General features: G+C 72.6%; 20 protein-coding genes. 12 read left to right on the forward strand and 8 right to left on the reverse strand.

Annotation, left to right across the window (positions count from 1 at the left end):
- Nucleotides 1-21 precede the first annotated feature (21 nt).
- A complete protein-coding gene (gene nudC, locus KLO01_RS11085; protein WP_147065007.1) occupies nucleotides 22-984 on the forward strand; it encodes an NAD(+) diphosphatase in 963 nt (320 codons plus the stop codon).
- Between the two features lie 11 nt (nucleotides 985-995).
- Here nudC and KLO01_RS11090 read toward each other — a convergent pair whose 3' ends face one another.
- Nucleotides 996-1,256 carry a mycoredoxin gene (locus tag KLO01_RS11090; RefSeq protein ID WP_147065009.1) on the reverse strand — a complete coding sequence of 87 codons (261 nt, stop codon included), beginning with the start codon at nucleotides 1,254-1,256 and terminating at the stop codon, nucleotides 996-998.
- A 57-nt stretch (nucleotides 1,257-1,313) separates the two neighbouring features.
- Between KLO01_RS11090 and KLO01_RS11095 the strand changes: the two genes are divergently transcribed.
- The 7 genes from KLO01_RS11095 (at nucleotide 1,314) to KLO01_RS11125 (ending at nucleotide 6,908) form a co-directional block, all read left to right on the forward strand.
- A complete protein-coding gene (locus KLO01_RS11095; RefSeq protein ID WP_147065011.1) occupies nucleotides 1,314-3,500 on the forward strand; it encodes an ATP-dependent DNA helicase UvrD2 in 2,187 nt (728 codons plus the stop codon).
- A 129-nt stretch (nucleotides 3,501-3,629) separates the two neighbouring features.
- On the forward strand, nucleotides 3,630-3,854 hold the full coding sequence (locus KLO01_RS11100) for a hypothetical protein (protein WP_147065013.1): 225 nt from the start codon (nucleotides 3,630-3,632) through the stop codon (nucleotides 3,852-3,854).
- Nucleotides 3,855-3,995: 141 nt separating this feature from the next.
- Nucleotides 3,996-4,283, forward strand: a complete 288-nt coding sequence (locus KLO01_RS11105) for a WhiB family transcriptional regulator (RefSeq protein ID WP_147065015.1) — start codon at nucleotides 3,996-3,998, stop codon at nucleotides 4,281-4,283.
- Nucleotides 4,284-4,862: 579 nt separating this feature from the next.
- Complete coding sequence (locus KLO01_RS11110; RefSeq protein WP_147065017.1) at nucleotides 4,863-5,360, forward strand: cysteine dioxygenase; 498 nt, start codon at nucleotides 4,863-4,865, stop codon at nucleotides 5,358-5,360.
- On the forward strand, nucleotides 5,357-5,770 hold the full coding sequence (locus tag KLO01_RS11115; RefSeq protein ID WP_147065019.1) for a rhodanese-like domain-containing protein: 414 nt from the start codon (nucleotides 5,357-5,359) through the stop codon (nucleotides 5,768-5,770). Before KLO01_RS11110 ends, KLO01_RS11115 begins: the two co-directional genes overlap by 4 nt.
- A gap of 89 nt (nucleotides 5,771-5,859) precedes the next feature.
- Nucleotides 5,860-6,444, forward strand: coding sequence for an HhH-GPD-type base excision DNA repair protein (locus KLO01_RS11120; protein WP_147065021.1), 585 nt, complete (start codon nucleotides 5,860-5,862; stop codon nucleotides 6,442-6,444).
- Between the two features lie 41 nt (nucleotides 6,445-6,485).
- Nucleotides 6,486-6,908 (forward strand): NUDIX hydrolase, encoded by a 423-nt coding sequence (locus KLO01_RS11125; protein ID WP_147065023.1) that lies wholly within the window; start codon nucleotides 6,486-6,488, stop codon nucleotides 6,906-6,908.
- Nucleotides 6,909-6,947: 39 nt separating this feature from the next.
- Here the strand turns inward: KLO01_RS11125 and KLO01_RS11130 are convergent, their stop codons facing one another.
- The 3 genes from KLO01_RS11130 to KLO01_RS11140 all read right to left on the reverse strand — a co-directional run bounded on the left by KLO01_RS11130 (nucleotide 6,948) and on the right by KLO01_RS11140 (nucleotide 9,221).
- Complete coding sequence (locus KLO01_RS11130) at nucleotides 6,948-8,282, reverse strand: ABC1 kinase family protein (RefSeq protein ID WP_147065025.1); 1,335 nt, start codon at nucleotides 8,280-8,282, stop codon at nucleotides 6,948-6,950.
- On the reverse strand, nucleotides 8,279-8,890 hold the full coding sequence (locus tag KLO01_RS11135; protein WP_147065027.1) for a hypothetical protein: 612 nt from the start codon (nucleotides 8,888-8,890) through the stop codon (nucleotides 8,279-8,281). Before KLO01_RS11135 ends, KLO01_RS11130 begins: the two co-directional genes overlap by 4 nt.
- 169 nt (nucleotides 8,891-9,059) lie before the next feature.
- Nucleotides 9,060-9,221 (reverse strand): DUF5679 domain-containing protein, encoded by a 162-nt coding sequence (locus tag KLO01_RS11140; RefSeq protein WP_009775774.1) that lies wholly within the window; start codon nucleotides 9,219-9,221, stop codon nucleotides 9,060-9,062.
- A gap of 294 nt (nucleotides 9,222-9,515) precedes the next feature.
- Here KLO01_RS11140 and KLO01_RS11145 point away from each other — a divergent pair, with 294 nt between their 5' ends.
- A complete protein-coding gene (locus tag KLO01_RS11145; protein ID WP_147065029.1) occupies nucleotides 9,516-10,058 on the forward strand; it encodes a M48 metallopeptidase family protein in 543 nt (180 codons plus the stop codon).
- Between the two features lie 13 nt (nucleotides 10,059-10,071).
- On the opposite strand, the gene KLO01_RS11150 is transcribed toward KLO01_RS11145, so the two are convergent.
- Together KLO01_RS11150 and KLO01_RS11155 are read right to left on the reverse strand one after the other, a co-directional pair.
- A complete protein-coding gene (locus tag KLO01_RS11150; RefSeq protein WP_246136152.1) occupies nucleotides 10,072-10,707 on the reverse strand; it encodes an NUDIX hydrolase in 636 nt (211 codons plus the stop codon).
- A complete protein-coding gene (locus KLO01_RS11155) occupies nucleotides 10,704-12,146 on the reverse strand; it encodes a zinc-dependent metalloprotease (protein WP_147065032.1) in 1,443 nt (480 codons plus the stop codon). Before KLO01_RS11155 ends, KLO01_RS11150 begins: the two co-directional genes overlap by 4 nt.
- An 88-nt stretch (nucleotides 12,147-12,234) precedes the next feature.
- On the opposite strand from KLO01_RS11155, the gene KLO01_RS11160 reads away from it, so the two are divergent.
- Together KLO01_RS11160 and KLO01_RS11165 are read left to right on the forward strand one after the other, a co-directional pair.
- The gene (locus KLO01_RS11160; protein WP_147065034.1) at nucleotides 12,235-12,690 is read left to right on the forward strand and encodes a molybdenum cofactor biosynthesis protein MoaE; all 456 of its coding nucleotides are present in this window, start codon (nucleotides 12,235-12,237) and stop codon (nucleotides 12,688-12,690) included.
- Entirely contained in the window at nucleotides 12,687-13,814 is a 1,128-nt protein-coding gene (locus KLO01_RS11165) for a YlbL family protein (RefSeq protein ID WP_246136153.1), read from the forward strand. The genes KLO01_RS11160 and KLO01_RS11165 overlap by 4 nt, the downstream gene beginning before the upstream one ends.
- A gap of 21 nt (nucleotides 13,815-13,835) precedes the next feature.
- Here the strand turns inward: KLO01_RS11165 and KLO01_RS11170 are convergent, their stop codons facing one another.
- A complete protein-coding gene (locus KLO01_RS11170) occupies nucleotides 13,836-14,372 on the reverse strand; it encodes a PPA1309 family protein (protein ID WP_307725667.1) in 537 nt (178 codons plus the stop codon).
- Nucleotides 14,373-14,464: 92 nt separating this feature from the next.
- Here KLO01_RS11170 and KLO01_RS11175 point away from each other — a divergent pair, with 92 nt between their 5' ends.
- Nucleotides 14,465-17,593 carry a UPF0182 family membrane protein gene (locus KLO01_RS11175; protein WP_147065038.1) on the forward strand — a complete coding sequence of 1,043 codons (3,129 nt, stop codon included), beginning with the start codon at nucleotides 14,465-14,467 and terminating at the stop codon, nucleotides 17,591-17,593.
- Nucleotides 17,594-17,632: 39 nt separating this feature from the next.
- On the opposite strand, the gene KLO01_RS11180 is transcribed toward KLO01_RS11175, so the two are convergent.
- Entirely contained in the window at nucleotides 17,633-18,679 is a 1,047-nt protein-coding gene (locus KLO01_RS11180; protein WP_186828009.1) for an FUSC family protein, read from the reverse strand.
- Between the last annotated feature and the right edge of the window lie 3 nt (nucleotides 18,680-18,682).

Here is an 18,682-nt window from a genome sequence, read left to right on the forward strand (position 1 = left end):
GCGCACCCTAGGGTGGTCAACGTGGCCCGAGCAGCAGCGAGTCTTCCGTCCCTGGCCCTTTCTCGCGGGAGTCTGGACCGCCACGGCGAGCTGCGAGGCGACCCGGGCCTGCTCGCCTCGCTCCTCGACGACCCCACCACCCGGGTGCTCGAGCTCGTCGACGGTCGCACCGCCGTCACCGAGGAGGACGGGGGCCGGGTGCGCCTGGGCTATCGATCACCGGTGCCCGAGGACCGCGACCGATTCACCGCCTACCTCGGTCACGCACCGACGGGCGGGGCGGCATACGTCCTGTCGGTGGCCCACGACGGCAGCGCGACCGGTGGCACGAGCGCACCCGGCGGCGACGCACCGCAGCGCCAGGGCCTGCGCGGGGTCGGGGCCCGGCTCGACGACCTCGACGCGGGGGTCCTCACCACGGCGACCGGGCTGGCCAACTGGCACGGGCGCCACGGCTTCTGTCCCCTCTGCGGCTCACCGACGACGCCGGCGCAGTCCGGCTGGATCCGGGTCTGCCCGGCCGACGGGAGCGAGCACTACCCGCGCACCGACCCGGCCGTGATCATGTCGGTCGTCGACGAGAACGACCGGCTGCTGCTGGCTCGCGGTGTCGGCTTCGCGGCGCAGGGCATGTCGGTGCTCGCGGGCTTCGTCGAGCCCGGCGAGAGCCTGTCCGCCGCCGTCGCGCGCGAGGTCCACGAGGAGGTAGGGGTGCGCGTCACCGACGTCACCTACCTCGGTGACCAGCCCTGGCCCTTCCCCTCCTCGCTCATGATCGGGTTCACCGCACGGGCGGTCTCGACCGAGCTCGTGCTCCAGCAGGACGAGATCGAGGAGGCGCGCTGGTTCGAGCGCGAGGAGCTCGCCCGGGCGGTCGCCGACGGGTCGCTGCGCATCTCGGGCCGGATCTCGATCGCCCGACGGCTCATCGAGCACTGGTACGGCGAGGAGCTCGACGCCCCGGAGGCCTCGCTGCGCGCCTGACTCCGGGGGAGTCAGGCGCCGAGGCGCTGCTTGACCTCGCCGATCGACGGGTTCGTGGCCGCCGTGCCGTCCGGGAAGACGACGGTCGGGACGGTCTGGTTGCCACCGTTGACCTGCATGACGTAGACCGCGGCGTCCTCGTCGCGCTCGATGTCGACGACGTCGTAGGCGATGCCCTCACGGTCCATCTGCGACGAGAGGCGGCGGCAGTAGCCGCACCAGCTCGTCGAGTACATCGTCACGGTGCCGGCGGCGGGGGTCGGGGTGCTCATGGCGCTCCTGTGGAAGGCGAGGTCGGGCGGTCGGGCCCGACACCTAGGATCGCACCGATGCCCACCCTGCCTGCACACCCCTCCGCCGATGCGATCCTCGACGGCCTCGACCCGCAGCAGCGGGAGGTCGCGGCCAACCCCACCGGGCCGATGGTCGTCCTCGCCGGTGCCGGCACGGGCAAGACCCGCGCGATCACCCACCGGATCGCGTATGCCGTCCTCTCCGGTGCGCAGCAGCCGCAGCGCACGCTCGCGGTCACCTTCACTGCCAGGGCGGCGGGTGAGATGAGGACGCGGCTGCGCGACCTCGGCGTCGGTGGCGTGCAGGCCCGCACCTTCCACGCGGCCGCGCTGCGGCAGCTGCACTACTTCTGGCCCCAGGCCATCGGCGGGGCGGCGCCCGAGGTCATGCCGCACAAGGCCGGGGCCGTCGCCGAGGCCGCTGGCCGGCTGCGCATGCGCTTCGACCGCACGGGCATTCGTGACCTGGCGGCCGAGGTCGAGTGGGCCAAGGTCAGCATGCTCACCTCCGAGACCTATGCCGCGGCGGCGCGCGCCGCCGGCCGCGAGGCGCCCGGGCTCGACCTCACCGCGATGGCGCGCGTGCTGGCGGCCTACGAGGAGGTCAAGGCCGAGCGAGGGGTCATCGACTTCGAGGACGTCCTGCTCGTGCTCGTCGGCATCCTCGAGGAGAACGACGCCGTCGCGCGGGCGGTGCGGGAGCAGTACCGCAGCTTCGTCGTCGACGAGTACCAGGACGTCAACGCCCTCCAGCAGCGGCTGCTCGACCTCTGGCTGGCCGACCGCAAGGACATCTGCGTCGTGGGCGACCCCGCCCAGACGATCTACTCGTTCACCGGCGCCTCGCCGGCGCACCTCCTCGGCTTCCGGTCCCGCCACCCCCGGGCCCGGCAGGTCGAGCTCGTCCGCAACTACCGGTCGACGCCCGAGATCGTCGGTCTCGCCAACCTCGTGCTGCGCTCCCCGAGCGGTGGCCGGCGCAGCGGCTCGGTGGTCCTCGAGGCCCAGCGCCAGACCGGGCCGACGCCGACGCTCGCCCACCACGACGACGACCCCGCGGAGGCCGCTGCGGTCGCCGCGCAGATCGCCGACCTCGTCGCCGGCGGCACGGCCCCTGCTGACATCGCCGTCCTCTTCCGCACCAACGGGCAGTCCGAGGTCGTCGAGTCGGCGCTCGCGGACCGCGGCATCCCCTACCTCGTGCGAGGCGGCGAGCGCTTCTTCCAGCGCAAGGAGGTCCGCGACGCCGTCGTGCTCCTGCGCGGCGCGGCGCGCTCCGACGACGGCTCGGTGCTCCTGCCCGAGCTGGTCAGGGACGTCCTCCTCGGGGCCGGATGGTCCCGCGAGGTCCCGGTCGCCGGGGGCGCCGCCCGCGAGCGGTGGGAGTCGCTCGCAGCGCTCGCGGCCCTGGCCGACGACCTCTTCGCCGCAGACGGCGAGGCGCGGATGCCGGCCTTCGTGCGTGAGATCGACGAGCGGATGGCTGCGCAGCACGCCCCCTCGGTGCAGGGGGTGACGCTCGCATCCCTCCACGCGGCCAAGGGTCTCGAGTGGGGGACGGTCTTCCTCATCGGCTGCTCCGACGGCTACCTGCCGATCGCGATGGCCGACACCCCCGAGGCGATCGAGGAGGAGCGCCGCTTGCTCTACGTCGGCGTGACCCGGGCCCGCGACCGGCTCGTCCTCTCGTGGTCGGGGGCGCGCACCCCGGGCGCCCGGGCGACGCGCCGCCCCTCACGCTTCCTCGACGGCACGGCGAGCATCCTCGGCGAGGGCGCCCGGTCGCAGCCCAAGCGGTCCTCGCGCGTCGGCGGCTCCGGCGCCAAGACGCCCAAGGTTGCCCGGCGCAGCACCTGCCGCACCTGCGGCAAGGACCTCGAGACGGCGGGGGAGCGCACGGTCGGACGCTGCTCCACGTGTCCGGCGACCTACGACGAGGCGCTGTTCGAGAGCCTGCGCGAGTGGCGGCTGGCCACGTCACGCGCGGCGAGCGTGCCGGCCTTCGTCGTCTTCACGGACGCGACCCTCACCGCGATCGCGGAGCAGGCGCCGGCCGACGTGGCCGCGCTGTCGGCGATCAGCGGCGTGGGCCAGCGCAAGCTCGACCTCTACGGCCCCCAGGTCCTGGCAATCCTGGGTGGCGCGACACCGTCGTCCGTCATCGAATCCGCGACAATTTTTTCCGACGAATCCGGTTCTGCTGCAACGGATTCCGGCGCCTAGGCTGCGCCGTCGACAAATCACCTCGTTAATTCCGTTGCACGCGCTCTCGCGCACCCCCTAGCCTGATCTCACACAGCACGGCAGTCGTCGTGCCACGACAGCACCATTTCAGTGAGGAGGGTTGGCCGCATGGAGACCACGAAGAGCATCGCAACGGGCTACGACGTCCCGTTCCGCACGCGTGAGCACCAGGGCGCTCTGCCGACCCTCGCGCCCATCAGCGTTCCGGTTCAGGGGACCAGTGTGTCCGCTGCCGGCATGGGTGCCCCGATCGGCACCGGTGTCCGCGCCGATGCCCCCTTCGACCTCACCACGGGTGTTCTCTCCGCCTCCTGCCAGGCGTCGCCGCTGTAGCCACAGCAGCGACAGGCCTCAGGCCGCGGAACCCACCCGGGATCCGCGGCCTTTTTCGTTGTCCGTCGATCCACAGACCACCGCACACCCGACGCAACACAACCCCCACCCAGACCGGGTGGGAGAAGGAGGTGACACCCCGTGCAGCTGACCGACCTCATCGACGCACAGGAGTGCACTGCCGACCTCGGTGACTCCGTGCCCTGTCGCGAGAACGACGCCGAGATCTGGTTCGCCGACACCCCCGCAGGAGTCGAGTTCGCCAAGGCCCTCTGCGCCACCTGCCCGATCAGGAGCGCCTGCCTCGCGGGTGCCCTCGATCGGCAGGAGCCGTGGGGTGTCTGGGGCGGCGAGCTCTTCGAGCAGGGAGTCGTCATTCCCCGCAAGCGGCCCCGTGGCCGCCCGCGCAAGGACACCGTCGCCGCATGACCGGCATCTCACCCTCCGCGATCGGTCCGTCCGATCGCCACCCGACCTCATGACCACCCACCTGGATCCTTGGAGGAACCATGTACCGCAGGCGAATGCAGCAGGTTCGTCGCACCCTGCACGAGCGGAACGTGCACGAAGCACACCGCCGCGCGCAGATGCACCTCGAGCGAGAGCGCATGCTCGCCGAGGTCCGCATGATCGTGCGATGACCGACCAGGATCGGCGCCGCTCCCACGCCGGGGGCGGCGCTGTTCCATGTCCGGGGCCGGTGCGTCCCGGTGCGTCCCGGTGCGTCCCGGTGCGTCCCGGTGCGTCCCGGTGAATCCCGGTGCCTCGGTGCCGGTATGCCGTTCTCTGACCACGTCCTGAGACGCGTCCCTGTCGCGGTGGACCGGTAGGGGCCGCCGTGGTTCGCTCTTTCCATGTCGTCGACCGCAGCCGCCCGGATGTTCCCGGTGATGCCCGCTGCCGTCATGTGCTGTCGCTGTTGCCGCTGACGCGAGTCACCCGCACCCCACAGCCCCTGGTCGCCTCTGCGCGCGACCTCCCCTGACGACACCTTTCTCGGAGAGACCCATGACCCTCGCACGTCCCGCATCCACCCTTCCCGGCGTCAACACCTTCACCCCCGTCCAGCTGCTGCGGGTGGCCCGCCTGTTCGCCGCCGACCCCGACCTGCCCGACCTGCTCCCCGAGCGGGCCGAGGACCCGGGTGGCCGGCGCTGGCACCAGCTCGCCGAGACCCATCACCTCCAGCTCTGGGTCATCGAGTGGCCACCCGGCGCCGGCACCGGCTTCCACGACCACGGCGGCTCCCGTGGCGCCTTCACCGTCGTCCGGGGCTCGCTCACCGAGCGCCAGGTGGTGCAGGGGACCTTGCACCAGCGGGTCCTCGCTGACGGGGAGGGCCGGGCCTTCGGTGCGAACCACCTGCACGACGTCGCCAACGACGGCGACGAGACGGCGCTCAGCGTCCACGCCTACTCGCCGCGCCTGGACCAGATGACCCACTACGACCTCGTCGACGGCGCCCTCGTGCCGTCCGGGGTCGAGCAGCGGGGAGTGGGCTGGTGAGCGGCACCGGGATCGACGAGCTGCTGGCAGAGGCGAGGAGCCGGCTGGAGCGTCTGTCGGCGCGCGAGGCCTGGCGTGAGGTGCGTTCGGGCGCCGCGTGGCTGGTCGACATCCGCCCGGCGGCCCAGCGGGCGGAGGAGGGGGAGGTGGCGCCGGGTCTGGCGCCCCTCGTCGTCGAGCGCAACGTCCTCGAGTGGCGCTTCGACCCGCGCCAGGACGCCGTCCTGCCCGGCGTCGGCTTCGACACGCGCGTCATCGTCCTGTGCCAGGAGGGCTACACCTCCAGCCTCGCGGCCGACGCCCTCCGGTCGCTGGGCCTGTCCCGGGCAACGGACGTCGTGGGCGGGTTCGCCGCCTGGCGTGGTCAGGGGCTACCCGTGGCCCGCACGACCGAGCTGCTCAGGGCCTGACCTCGCAGCGCGCGGCACCCCGTTGCCGGCGCGGCGGACACGGGCCGGCTGTCTCCGTGGGCGATGGACGGTGGTCCTAGGCTGGGCGCATGCCCACGCTGACGATCGCCCAGGACCCGGCCGCCGACAAGGTGCTCAGCGAGGACCCGTTCGCCCTGCTCACCGGCATGCTGCTCGACCAGCAGTTCCCCATGGAGCGCGCGTTCGCCGGTCCGGCCAAGGTGCTCGAGCGGTTCGGCACCCTCGACGTCGCCGAGATCGCCGCTGCCGAGCCCGAGGCGTTCGCCGACCTCTGCTCGACCCCGCCCGCGGTGCACCGGTACGGCCGCTCCATGGCCGCACGCATCCAGGCGCTCGCCACGGTCGTGCGCGACGAGTACGCAGGCGACGCGAGCCGGATCTGGTCCGACGCGGGCACCGGAGCCGAGCTGTTCGCCCGGGTCAAGAAGCTCCCAGGCTTCGGTGAGCAGAAGGCCAAGATCTTCGTCGCCCTGCTCGCCAAGCAGCTCGACGTGCGCCCCGACGGCTGGGAGAAGGCGGCCGGGGCCTACTCCGAGACGGGCAGCTTCCGCTCGGTCGCCGACGTCGTCGACGCCGAGTCGCTCCAGAAGGTCCGCGACTTCAAGAAGTCGGCCAAGGCCGCCGCCAAGGCCGCGGCCGCCGCCAAGGACTGAGCGCCATCGCGGCCGGGCCCGGGGCCATCCGGGTGACGTCCATGGTCATCCTGCCCAGCGACGACGGCACCAGGCACGCGGTGGCCGGGTTCGGGCCCACGCTCGAGAACCCTCTCGGGTTCCACCGGCTCGTCGGTGGCGGCGTCGAGCCGGGCGAGACCGCCCGTGACGCTGCCATCCGCGAGGTCCACGAGGAGCTCGGGGCTGGTCTCGTCGACGTCGAGCTCCTCGGTGTCCTCGAGAACATCTTCGAGCTCGACGGGGAGCCCGGGCACGAGGTCGTGTTCGTCCACACCGGCCGCCTCGACCCCGCCGGGGCCATCCCGCCGGAGGGAGGCATGTTCGTCGACAACGGCGACCCGATGCCCGTCGAGTGGCGACCCGTCGACGACGGTGACGTCACGGTGCCGCTCCACCCGCCGGGCGCCTCCGCGCTCGCGAGGCGAGCCGCGCGACGCGCCTGAGCGCGACGGCATACCGACGACGCCCGTATGCCGTCCGGCTCACCGAGGCGGGGGGACCGCGTCCTCGTCGATGCCGGGCACGTGCGCGAAGACGAGGTCACGCATCGGCACAGTGCCACCCACCTGGCAGAGGACGCCGATGCAGCCCAGCCACACCCGGTGGATGAGGAGGTACTCGGGCGGCAGGTTGAAGCGCAGCCCCACGAGGAACTCCTCGCGCCGTGGGTCCTGGATCGTGCCCGACACCGAGCGCAGCCAGCTGCGGCTGAACGTGAAGCTCTCGTGCTCGAGCGGCTCGACGAAGGTCCGCAGGTAGTGCAGCAGCGCGATGTCGGAGACCTCGACCCCCGGCCGGATGAAGCCCTCACGCCGCAGCACCTCGCCGAGGGCCACCTCGTCACCGGCGAGCGTCTGGGTGATGAGCTCGCCCATCGACCGTGGCATGCCGGCCGGCAGTCGGTTGACCGCTCCGAAGTCGAGGACGCCCAGACGGCCGTCGGGGGTGATCCGGAAGTTGCCGGGGTGCGGGTCGGCGTGCAGGAGCCTGGCCCGGTTGGGTCCGCGCAGGAGGAACTCGAGGTAGAGACCCGCGGCCTCGTCGCGCTCGGAGGGAGTGCCGTCGGCGATGACCTGCGAGAGCGGCCGGCCGTCGACCCACTCGGAGACGATCACCTGGGAGGAGTGGGCGAGGACGTCGGGGACGAAGACGTCGTCGTCGCCGCGGAACGCCTTGGCGAACACCTTCTGGTGGCTGGCCTCGAGGTCGTAGTCGAGCTCCTCGCTCATCCGGGCCTTGACCTCGTCGAGGATCGGCCCCATGGCGATCCCCGGGACCATGGCCCCGGCGAGCCGGGCCACCCGGGAGAGCTGGTTGATGTCGGAGAGCAGCGCCTCGCCGGCGCCGGGGTACTGCACCTTGACCGCGACCTCGCGGCCGTCGCGCCACACGGCGCGGTGGACCTGGCCGATCGAGGCGGCGGCGACGGGCCGGTCCTGGAAGGACTGGAACTTCGAGGTGCGCCAGCGCGGGCCGAGCTGCTCGGCGAGGATCGCGTGGACCCGCTCGACGGGCATCGGCGGCGCGGCCTCCTGGAGCTTGGTGAGCGTCGCGCGGTAGGGGCCGGCGAGCTCCTCCGGCATCGCCGCCTCCATGACCGACAGGGCCTGCCCGAACTTCATCGCGCCGCCCTTGAGCTCGCCGAGCACGGCGAAGAGCTGCTCGGCGGTGCGCGCCTGGAGCTCGGCCGCGATGGCCTCGGCGGGCGCGCCACCGACGCGCCGACCCAGGCCCACGGCGGCGCGACCGGCGTGCCCCAGGGGCAGGCCGACGAGCTTGGCGGTGCGCGAGAGGGAGCGTCGGGGGATGTCACTCACCCCGCCATTGTGTCGGGTCCACCTGACAGTGGGGCTGGGACTCCCGAACGAGGGCACACGGGGCACAGCGGGTGGCGGTCCCAGTGCCGGTGCGAGATGGTCGGGCCGTCCACCTCGATCTCGGTCGAGACGCCGACGAGACGGCTCGCGCCGGCGATCCCCGCGAGGACCACGGTGGCGGTGACGGCGGCGGTGAGGACCCCTAGGCCACCGGGTGGCAGGGCGACCGGGTCGAGGGCGAGCCGGCTGCTCGGCGCCGCGCCGACGGCGTCGAGGTCGTGCGCGGTGAGGGCGTGGCAGCGCCAGCACGCCCCGATGCCGGGGACGACGAGGGGGCCGATGGTGCTGACCCGGCCGTCGCACGTCACCGGCAGGTGCGGCACCCCCGCCCGCTGCCACGGCGCGGCCGCCTCGACCGTGACCGTGGAGCCCGCCACGAGGACGACGGCAGCCGGACGGTCGCGCGGACTGGCCGACAGCAGCGCCTCGGCGGCGTCGGCGGCGAACGGTCCGCCGTGCACACGGGCGGCACCGGCCAGTCGGAGCTGGCGGGTGATCTCGCCGGGGAGGCCGCCTCGGCCGTCCACGACGACGAGCGGCTGTGGCATCGGTGCCTCCGGGATCGGGTGGTCCCGCCAATCTGGCACACCCGCGCCGACCCGCCGTGGAGTCATCCACAGGCACAGCGGCACGCGCGTGAGCGGCGCCGACCCCGGACGTGCAGCGGCCCCCGGTGACGAACCGGGGGCCGCGGGAAAACGAGAGGGGCTCGAGCGCTCAGGCCTTGCCGAGGATGCGGTTGAGGTTGGTGCCGCACACGGGGCACTTGCCCTTGGCCATGCGGCGGCCGTTGTCGGAGACGACGACGTTGCCCTCGGCCTCGCGCTTCTCCTTGCACTTCACGCAGTAGAACTCGCCCTTGTAGGTCTCGTCAGCCATTGCAACTCCTTGGTCGTGGTGCCGCGGATGAGCGGCGATGACGCTTTCACCCTAGACCGGACGAGCACGCGATCGTGCTCAGCCACGCTCGCCCCAGCGGCGTCCCACGGGGGGTTCTGGGCGGTCCGATCGCCCCACCGGCCCCAGGCGAAACACCAGCCCCACAAGCCCCATCGGGAGGGTCATCCGCTCCCTGCAAGTCTCCCATCGCGCTGCGCGCACTCCCGCACCGGGGAGAGGGTCCCCACCGCGCGCCACCAGCACGTTGTCGGGGCGCTGGCCTACCGTTGAGGGGTGAGCACCGAGGACATCGAGGTCCGGCGCAGCCAGCGACGCCGCCGCACCGTGAGCGCGCGCCGCGAGGGCGACCGCGTCGTCGTGCTCATCCCTGCCTCGATGTCGCGGGCCGAGGAGCGCGTCTGGGTGGCTCGCATGGTCGACCGGCTCAAGGCCGGGGAGCGACGCCGCCGACCGAGCGACGTCGACCTCATGTCCCGCGCCACCGAGCTCTCCGAGCGCTACCTCGGCGGCCATGCCCGCCCGCGCTCGATCCGGTGGGTCACCAACCAGCGCTCGCGGTGGGGCAGCTGCACCCCCTCGGACGGCTCCATCCGACTGTCCGACCGGCTCCAGGGCATGCCGACCTACGTCGTCGACTACGTCATCCTCCACGAGCTCGCGCACCTTCTGGTGGGCGGCCACAACCGCGACTTCTGGACGCTGCTGCGCTCCTACCCCAAGCTCGAGCGCGCTCGGGGCTTCCTCGACGGCGTGGCCCTCGCCAAGGGCATCGACGTCTCCGACGCGGACGACGACGTCGAGGACGCGTCGGCCTGACCGACCCCGGCGCTCAGAGCCGCAGGGCCCGCCGGGTCGCCTCGACGAGCGCTGACAGCTCGGTCCGCGTGTCCTTCGGCAACGCGTCGACCGGCCACCACGCGACGTCGAGGGACTCCTCGCTCGTCGCGGGGACGACCGCCCGGTCCACGACCGCGGCGTAGCGCACGTCGAGGTGCGCGCGGCACCGGCCGAAGTCGCCGCTCAGCGTGTGCCGGTCGAGCTGGACGATCACCGGATCGACGTCGAGCGTGGCGATGCCGGACTCCTCCCGGCCCTCGCGCGTCGCGGCCGCGTGCAGCCCCGCATCGGTGGCCTCGAGGTGCCCGCCGAACTGGAACCAGGCCCGCGCGCGGCGGTGGTGGGTGAGCAGCACCTCACGACCGTCGGGGGTGATGACGAGGCAGCTGGCGGTGAGGTGCTCCGGTGGGCCGGCCTTCGCGACCCCGTCCGGGTGCCGCTCGAGATGAGCCAGGTATGCCGTCCGCAACCGTTCCTGCTCTGCGTCCGGTGCGCTCCACGCGCCGAGCACCTGCACGGCGTCGGCGTGGAGGTGGGCGAACGCGCGCACGACATCGACCTCGGGACCGCCACGGGAGTCGGTGGCGGCGCCCTGTCCCTGCGCGGTCGTCGCGGGACGCTCCGTCACGAAGCGGTGGGGGAGTCGGGGGAGGACCCGTCGGGCCGGCCCTCACCCGTGTCGCCACCCAGGAGGGCCGACAGCTCGGCGTCGAGGTCGTCGCCAGTCGCGGCCGAGCGCTGGCGCTCGACGTAGCCCAGCGGGTCGTCGAGGTCGGCAGCGTCGGGCGCCACGTCGGGGTGGGCCCACGCCGCGTCGCGCGCCTCGGCGCCGCCCGAGGCCTCGAGGGCCGCGAAGAGGTTGGCGGCGTCACGCAGGCGGCGGGGTCGCAGCTCGAGCCCGACGAGGGCGGCGAAGGTCTTCTCGGCCGGGCCGCCACTCGCGCGGCGTCGCCGGATCGCCTCCCCGAGCGCCTCTGCCTGGGGCAGGTGCGGTGCGACCGCGGCCGCGGCGACGACGTCGACCCAGCCCTCGATGAGCGCGAGCAGGGTCTCGAGGCGCGAGAGGGCAGCCTTCTGGGAAGCGGACTGCTGCGGCGCGAACAGGCGTCCGGCGAGGGCCTGCTGCATGGCCTCGACGTCGGTCGGGTCGATCGAGCGCAACCCCTCCTCGATGGCGTCGGTGTCGATCGTCGTGTCGCGCGCGTAGTCACGGACGGCGCCGAGGACCTGCGGGGCGAGCCACGGGACGGAGTGGAAGAGCCGGGTCCGCGCACTCTCTCGCACGGCCAGGTGCAGCCGGGCTTGGGGCTCGTCGATCTCGAGCCCGGCGGCGAAGGCGCTGATCGCCTGCGGCATGAGGACGACGTCGGGGGCCGGGACGAGCGGCAGCGAGACCTCGCTGCCGGTGAGGACCTCGCCGGCGAGTGCGCCGACGGCCTGGCCGAGCTGCACGGAGAACATCGAGCCCTGCATGCGGCGGAGCATGGGCGCCATCTGGCCCATCATCGCGGCGGGGTTGGTGCCGGGCGGGACGAGCCCCTCGGGCAGGCCGCCCTCGCCGAGCTCACCGAGCTGCTTGGTCATCGCGGCGCCCATGGCGTCGCCGACGCCCACGGCGATCGGGTCGACGAGGTCGCGCCACACCGGCATCGTGGCCTCGACCCACTCGGCCCGGCTCCAGGCGCGACCGAGGAGCCCGGAGTGGTCGAGGTCGGTCACGGCGTCGAGCCAGAGGTTGGCGACGTCGACGGCCTCGCGGGCCTCGGACGTCACGGTGGCGGTGACCGACGGGTCGCCCTCGGCGGCGATCGTCTTGCGGGCGATGTCGGTGGCGACGGTGACGTCCACCGACCCGCTCTCGTCGGCGCCGGCGAACATCGCCTGCACCTGTCCGGCGACCATCTGCAGCATCTGCGGGTCGACGTCGTCCAGACCCATGGTGCGCATCATCTCGACCATCTGGGGGTCCAGCTCGGCACCGCCGGTGAGGCCGCGCAGCACCTGCTCGAGCTCCGGCGGGAGGCCCGGCTCCTCGGAGTCGTCGGGACGGTCGTGCGAATCGGTCACTGCGGGGCTCCTGGGGCGGCGGTGCGATGATGTGGTCTCATCAGTACCCAACCACGGATGGCCCGGGGATAGTTCCGAGGAGGAGCGCGTGCAGCACGACGTCAGGACCGACTCGGCCCTCTCCGGCACGGTCGTCCTCGCCGAGATCCGGGACGCGGCCCTGTCCGTCGACGAGGTCGTCGCGAGCGTCCAGGACCCGACCTGTGGCGGCATCACCCTCTTCCTCGGGGTCGTGCGCGACCACGACCGTGGCCAGGAGGTGTCCTCGCTCGACTACTCGGTGCACCCGACGGCGGCAGCGCGCCTCGTCGAGGTGAGCCACGCCGTCGCTGCCCGGTCGGGTGCGGTCCGTCTCGCCGCGCTCCACCGCAGTGGTCATCTCGACGTCGGTGACGTCGCCGTGGTCGTGGCCGCCGCGGCCGCGCACCGCGATGCCGCCTTCGCGGCCTGCCGCGACCTCATCGACACCCTCAAGGCCGAGGTCCCCATCTGGAAGCACCAGCACCTGGGCGACGGCGGCACGGAGTGGGTCGGCCTTCCGTGAGGTTCCGCAACCCCGCCGCCTCGAGCGGTGACGGCCAGTCCGCGCCCCACGACCTCGGGGCGATGCCCACGACGAACCCGTATGCCGTGAGCCGCCGGAGTGGCGGCCTGCTCTCCTCGCTGTTCCTCGTCATCGTCATCGCGGCCGGGCTGTCGTTCATCCCGCTGCCCTACGTGATCTTCCAGCCCGGACCCATCACCAACACCCTCGGCGACCTCGACGGCAAGCCGATCATCCAGGTCAAGGGCGCCACGGCATACCCGGCCAAGGGTGCTCTCGACTTCACGACGGTGCGCGTCAGCGGGGGACCGGGGGTCCGCGTCAACGTCTTCGAGCTCGCCGAGGCCGCGCTGCGCAAGGACTACGAGATCTACAAGCGCGAGGAGATCTACCCCACCGAGACCACCCGCGAGCAGGTCCAGCAGGAGAACGCCGCCGAGATGGTCGACTCCCAGGAGGTCGCCGCGGCCATCGCGCTGCGCGAGACCGGCCGGACCGTCCCGGAGCGCGTGGTGGTCTCCCAGCTCCCCGAGGGCTCACCCGCCAAGGGCGTGCTCGAGCCCGGTGACGAAATCGTCTCCGTGGCCGGCACGGCCACGCCCGACGCCGCCGCCGTCCAGGCCGCGGTGCGCGCGCAGAAGGCCGGCACGCCCGTGTCGATCGTCGTGCGGCGCAGCGGCAGCGAGAAGACCGTCTCGGTGACGCCGCGCGACGTGCAGGGCCGGACGGTCATCGGCGTCGCGCTCGGTCGGGACTACGAGCTCCCGGTCGACGTGACCATCACGGCCGGAGGCGTGGGTGGACCGTCGGCCGGCACGATGTTCACCCTGGCCGTCTACGACGTGCTCACCCCCGGCGACCTCACCGGCGGCAAGCGCATCGCCGGCACCGGCACGATGGAGCCCGACGAGTCCGTGGGCCCGATCGGCGGCATCCGCCAGAAGCTGTCCGGCGCGCGCAACGGAGGGGCCGACTACTTCCTCGCGCCCGCCGACAACTGCGACGAGGTCGTCGGACACATCCCCGACGGCCTCCAGGTCGTCAAGATCGGCACGTTCGCCGACGCCCTCGGTGCGGTCAAGGCGATCGCCGCCGACGACGTGTCGTCGCTGCCCCGCTGCTGAGAGCGCCGGCCGGCCACCCGGTCAGTCGGTGAAGGTCGACCGCAGCGCGGCGACGAGGCCGGGTGCGATGTCGGCGCCGGTGGCGACCCGGTCGTCGCTGTCGTGCTCGCGCTGGCGCAGGAGGCAGATGCTGCGGCCGTCCCGCGTCACGGCCGCGAGGAGCCGGACGTCGCGGCGGTCGGGGTGCTCGGCGAGGGCGGCGACGGCCGCCTCCCGGTCGCGGGGCAGGTCGCGCTCGGCCTCCGGCGGGACGACGAGACGCTCGACGACGATGGCGCAGCCGAGCACGGTGTCGGGCCAGGCGATCTGGCCGAGGAGCGACTCGATCGACTCGTTGTCGGGCAGGTCCTCCTGCTCGATGGCGGTGAGCGCGCCGTCGACCTGGTCCGAGACCGTGAGCCCTGCGGCCAGCTGCGGCTCCCGGCTGACGAGGTCGGCCGTGGACACGAGCGCGAACAGTCGCGGCGGCTGGTCCCATCCCGCCGACGCGACGTGGCGTTCGGTGTCGAGGGCTGCGAGGGAGAGGGGTTCGGTCACGGGCTGCGAGGCGGAGGTCACGGGGCCATCCTCGCGCACACATGTCGGGAAGATAGGTTGACCCTTCAGCCCGGGTCCTCCCGGGGAGTTCACGGACCTGGAGTGAGCGAACAGTGAGCCGGCCAGAGTGGTTCGACGGTATCGACCCCGACGACGCAGACAAGCAGTCCGGGGGGTCCGGTCCGCGTGACCCGGGCGGGCCCGCGCGCGGCTCCGGACCGGGGGGCGGAGCGGGTTCGGGTGGTCGCATCCGACGGCCCGGCCGTCCCGGTGGCGCGGGGGTGCCCCCCAAGAGGGGACCCCTCGGCACCACCCTCGCCATCCTCGCCGGGGTCGCGATCCTCGCGCTCATGGCGGCCGGCGTCCTCACCGACGTCTGGTGGTACGACTCGGTCGGTTTCCGCGACGTCTTCCTCACCCAGCTCGGCACCCGGGTGCTGCTCTTCGTCGCCGCCTTCGTCATCACCGCGGGAGCGGTCGCGGCGAGCCTCGTGGTCGCCTACCGCGCCCGTCCGCGGCGCATCCTGCCCTCGCCGTCGGCGCAGGTGCTCGACCAGTACCGCCAGGTCCTCGACCCGCTGCGGCGGCTCGCGACGATCGTCGTGCCGTCGGTGCTGGGACTCCTCGCCGGTGCTGCCGCGATGGGTGCCTGGCGCACGTTCCTGTTGTGGCGCAACGCCGTTCCCTTCGGGACCAAGGACCCCCAGTTCGGCCTCGACGTGGGCTTCTTCGTCTTCACGCTCCCGTGGCTGCGCTTCCTCGTCAGCTTCTTCACGGTCGTCCTGCTGCTCGCCCTGCTCGCCGCGGCGTTCACCCACTACGTCTACGGCGGCCTCCAGCTGCCGGGCCGCGGTGAGACCACACGTGCAGCCTTCATCCAGGTCGCGACCCTGGCCTCGCTGCTCGCCCTGGTGCGTGCGGCCGCCTACTGGCTCGACCGCTACAGCCTCACGACGAGCGAGTCCAAGCTCATCACCGGCATCACCTACACCGACGCCAACGCGGTGCTGCCGATCAAGGCGATCCTCGCGGTGGCGACGGTGATGTGCGCCGGGTTCTTCATCGCCTCGATCTGGACGCGCAGCTGGCGTCTGCCGCTCATCGGCGTCGGGCTGCTCACGGTGCTCGCGGTCGTCGCCGGCGGCCTCTACCCGGCTGCGGTCCAGTCGCTCAAGGTCCGCCCGTCCGAGAAGTCGCTCGAGGCCCAGTACATCCAGCGCAACATCGACGCGACGCGTGCCGCCTTCGGCATCGACGGCATCAAGAAGACGCCGTACTCCGCGACGACCGACGCCGAGCCGGGCCAGCTGCGCGAGGACGCCGAGACCATCCCGGGCATCCGCCTCGTGGACCCCAACGTCGTGTCGCCGACCTTCCGCCAGTTCGAGGGTCTGCGCCAGTACTACGCCTTCCCCGACATCCTCGACGTCGACCGCTACGCCATCGACGGCAAGAAGAGCGACTCCGTCGTCGCCGTGCGCGAGCTCAACCTCAGCGGTGTCCCCGAGAACCAGCGCAACTGGCTCAACGACCACACCGTCTACACCCACGGCTTCGGCTTCATCGGCGCCTACGGCAACAAGCGCACCACTGAGGGCGACCCGCAGTTCTTCTCGAGCGGGTTCTCCACCAAGGGCCCGATGGGCGTCGACTACGAGCCGCGCATCTACTTCGGCGAGGAGTCACCGCAGTACTCCATCGTCGGCGCCCCCGAGGGGGCCAAGCCGCGCGAGTTCGACTTCCCCGACGACCAGGGCGAGGGCGGCCAGGCCAACAACACCTACGAGGGCAGTGGCGGCGTCGCCATCGGCTCCTTCGGCCGCAAGCTCGCGTATGCCGTGAAGTACCGCGAGCCGAAGTTCCTCCTCTCGGACGCGGTCAACAGCGACTCGCGCCTGCTCGACCACCGCCTTCCCCGCGAGCGCGTCGAGCGGGTCGCCCCGTGGCTCACGGTCGACGGCAACGCCTACCCCGCCGTCGTCGACGGCCGGGTCAAGTGGATCGTCGACGCCTACACGACGACGGCCCGCTACCCCAACAGCCGCCTCACCGACCTCGCCGAGGCGACCTCCGACTCGGTGAGCGAGCGCTCGAGCGTCGTCGTCGCCGGCGCCGGGCGGGTCAACTACATCCGCAACTCGGTCAAGGCCACCGTCGACGCCTACGACGGCCAGGTCAAGCTCTACGGCTGGGACACCAAGGACCCCATCCTCAAGGCGTGGAGCAAGGCCTTCCCCGGAGCGGTCTCGCCGATGTCCGAGATGTCGGCACAGCTCATGAGCCACGTCCGCTACCCGCAGGACCTCTTCAAGGTCCAGCGCCAGCTGCTCTCGAGCTACCACGTCACCGACGCCAACTCGTTCTACGGCGGTGGCGACTTCTGGCGGGTGCCCAAGGACCCGACGCACGCGACCCAGGACCAGCCGGTCTACTACCAGTCGCTCGCGATGCCGGACCAGACCACGCCGGCCTTCTCGCTGACCACGACGTTCATCCCGTCGGGCTCGGGCCGAGAGATCCTGCGTGGGTTCCTCGCCGTCGACTCCGACGCGGGTGGCACGGCCGGCAAGCAGGCGGACACCTACGGCAAGATGCGGCTGCTCGAGCTGCCACGCAACTCGGCGGTCGACGGGCCCGGCCAGGTGCAGAACCAGATCGAGGTGAGCACGGCTCGCTCGCAGAGCCCGAGCGAGCCGCTCAACCTCAGCCAGTTCATCGCGCAGAACCGTCAGTCGGGCAAGCAGCTGACCTACGGCAACCTGCTCACGCTCCCCGTGGGTGAGGGCCTGCTCTACGTCCAGCCAATGTACGTCCAGGCCTCCCGCGAGGGCGGCTCGTTCCCGCAGAACAAGGCGACGGTCGCCGTGTTCGGCAAGCGGATCGCCTGGGGCGAGACGCTCGACCAGGCGCTCGACGGCCTGTTCGGTGGCAACTCCGGCGCGAGTGCCGGCGACAGCGGCACCGACTCGGGTGGCACGCCGGCCCCGGGTGGTCAGACGCCACCCGACCAGACGCCGACCGCCCAGCTGGCCGAGGTCATCAAGGACATCGAGGCGGCCAACGCGGCCGGTCAGGCGGCACTCAAGAAGGGTGACTTCGCGGCATACGGCGTGGCGCAGAAGGACCTCCAGGACGCGATCGCGCGTGCGGCGGCACTCAGCCCGCAGCTCGCGACCCCCGCTCCCGGTGCGTCGGCCAGCCCGTCGGCCACCCCGTCGCCGAGCCCCTCGGCGTCGCCCTGACCCGACCGGTCGAACCCTGCGTCACGAGGGCCGCCGCGCTCACCACTGGTGGGCGCGGCGGTTCTCCATTGCGAGGAGAGCGATGGCGACGACCGCTCCGATGACCGTCTCGACGCCCCGGTCGAGGACGAGGTCCGGCGCCGACTGCGAGGCCCCGAGCTGACCCATGAGCAGCGCCATCGGGGTGATGAACAGCAGGGCCAGCCCGTAGTTGCGACCGACGAGGAGCTCGGTGACGATCTGGAGCGCGACGACGACGAGCACGAGCGGCACCGGGTCGAGCCCGAGCAGGAGCAGCGGGATGCTCGTGAGGAGCCCGAGGATCGTGCCGGCGATGCGGTGACCGGCGCGCAGCGCTTGGTGGGCCCGGCCACGCACGCTCAGGGGTGCTGCCGCCGCAACCATCGCCCACCAGGAGTGGCCGAGACCGGCGCTCGTGGCGACGGCTCCCGCGACACCCACCGCGACCATGTAGCGCAGGGGGTCCGGGCTCCACGGTGAGACCAGGGCGGCGTGGGGCTGGCGCGCGATGCGGGCCACGACGGCCCCGACGTTCCCCACGACGAGCGCGAAGGCGGCGCTCGCCGCACTCACGGCCAGGGCCACGGGGACGTCGGACCAGGACGCGTGCGTCGCGGCCACGGTCCCGAACGCGAAGATCAGGAACAGTGGGCCCGGCGGGTGCCAGTCGAGCACCGTGGACACCATCGACCCGGCCCCGGCCACGGCGACGGCCACCAGGACGCGCGTCCACGGCCCGGCACCCGAGGCCGAGACCGCCGCGCCCAGGACGACGCACGTCACCAGCGCCACGCCGGCGCTCGCCTGCATGACGGCGCGGGGGACGTGGACCCGGTTGCGGCCGTACAACGAGGTGAAGGCGCCGAACGCGGCATACACCGCCCACGGCGTCCGGTCGAGTGCGATCACGGTGAGCAGGGGGACCGCGACGCTGAGACCAGCTCGGATTGCGACCCGGTGCGAGCCGGCCGGGACGGGGTTGAGACGCACGAGGTCCCGGACCCCGAAGTCGAGGGTGGGCGGTCGCGACGTCGGGGAGGTCGCCCTCCTGTCACCGGTCCACATGCG

The organism is Knoellia locipacati (genome assembly GCF_007992835.1).
Classification (GTDB): Bacteria; Actinomycetota; Actinomycetes; order Actinomycetales; family Dermatophilaceae; genus Knoellia; species Knoellia locipacati.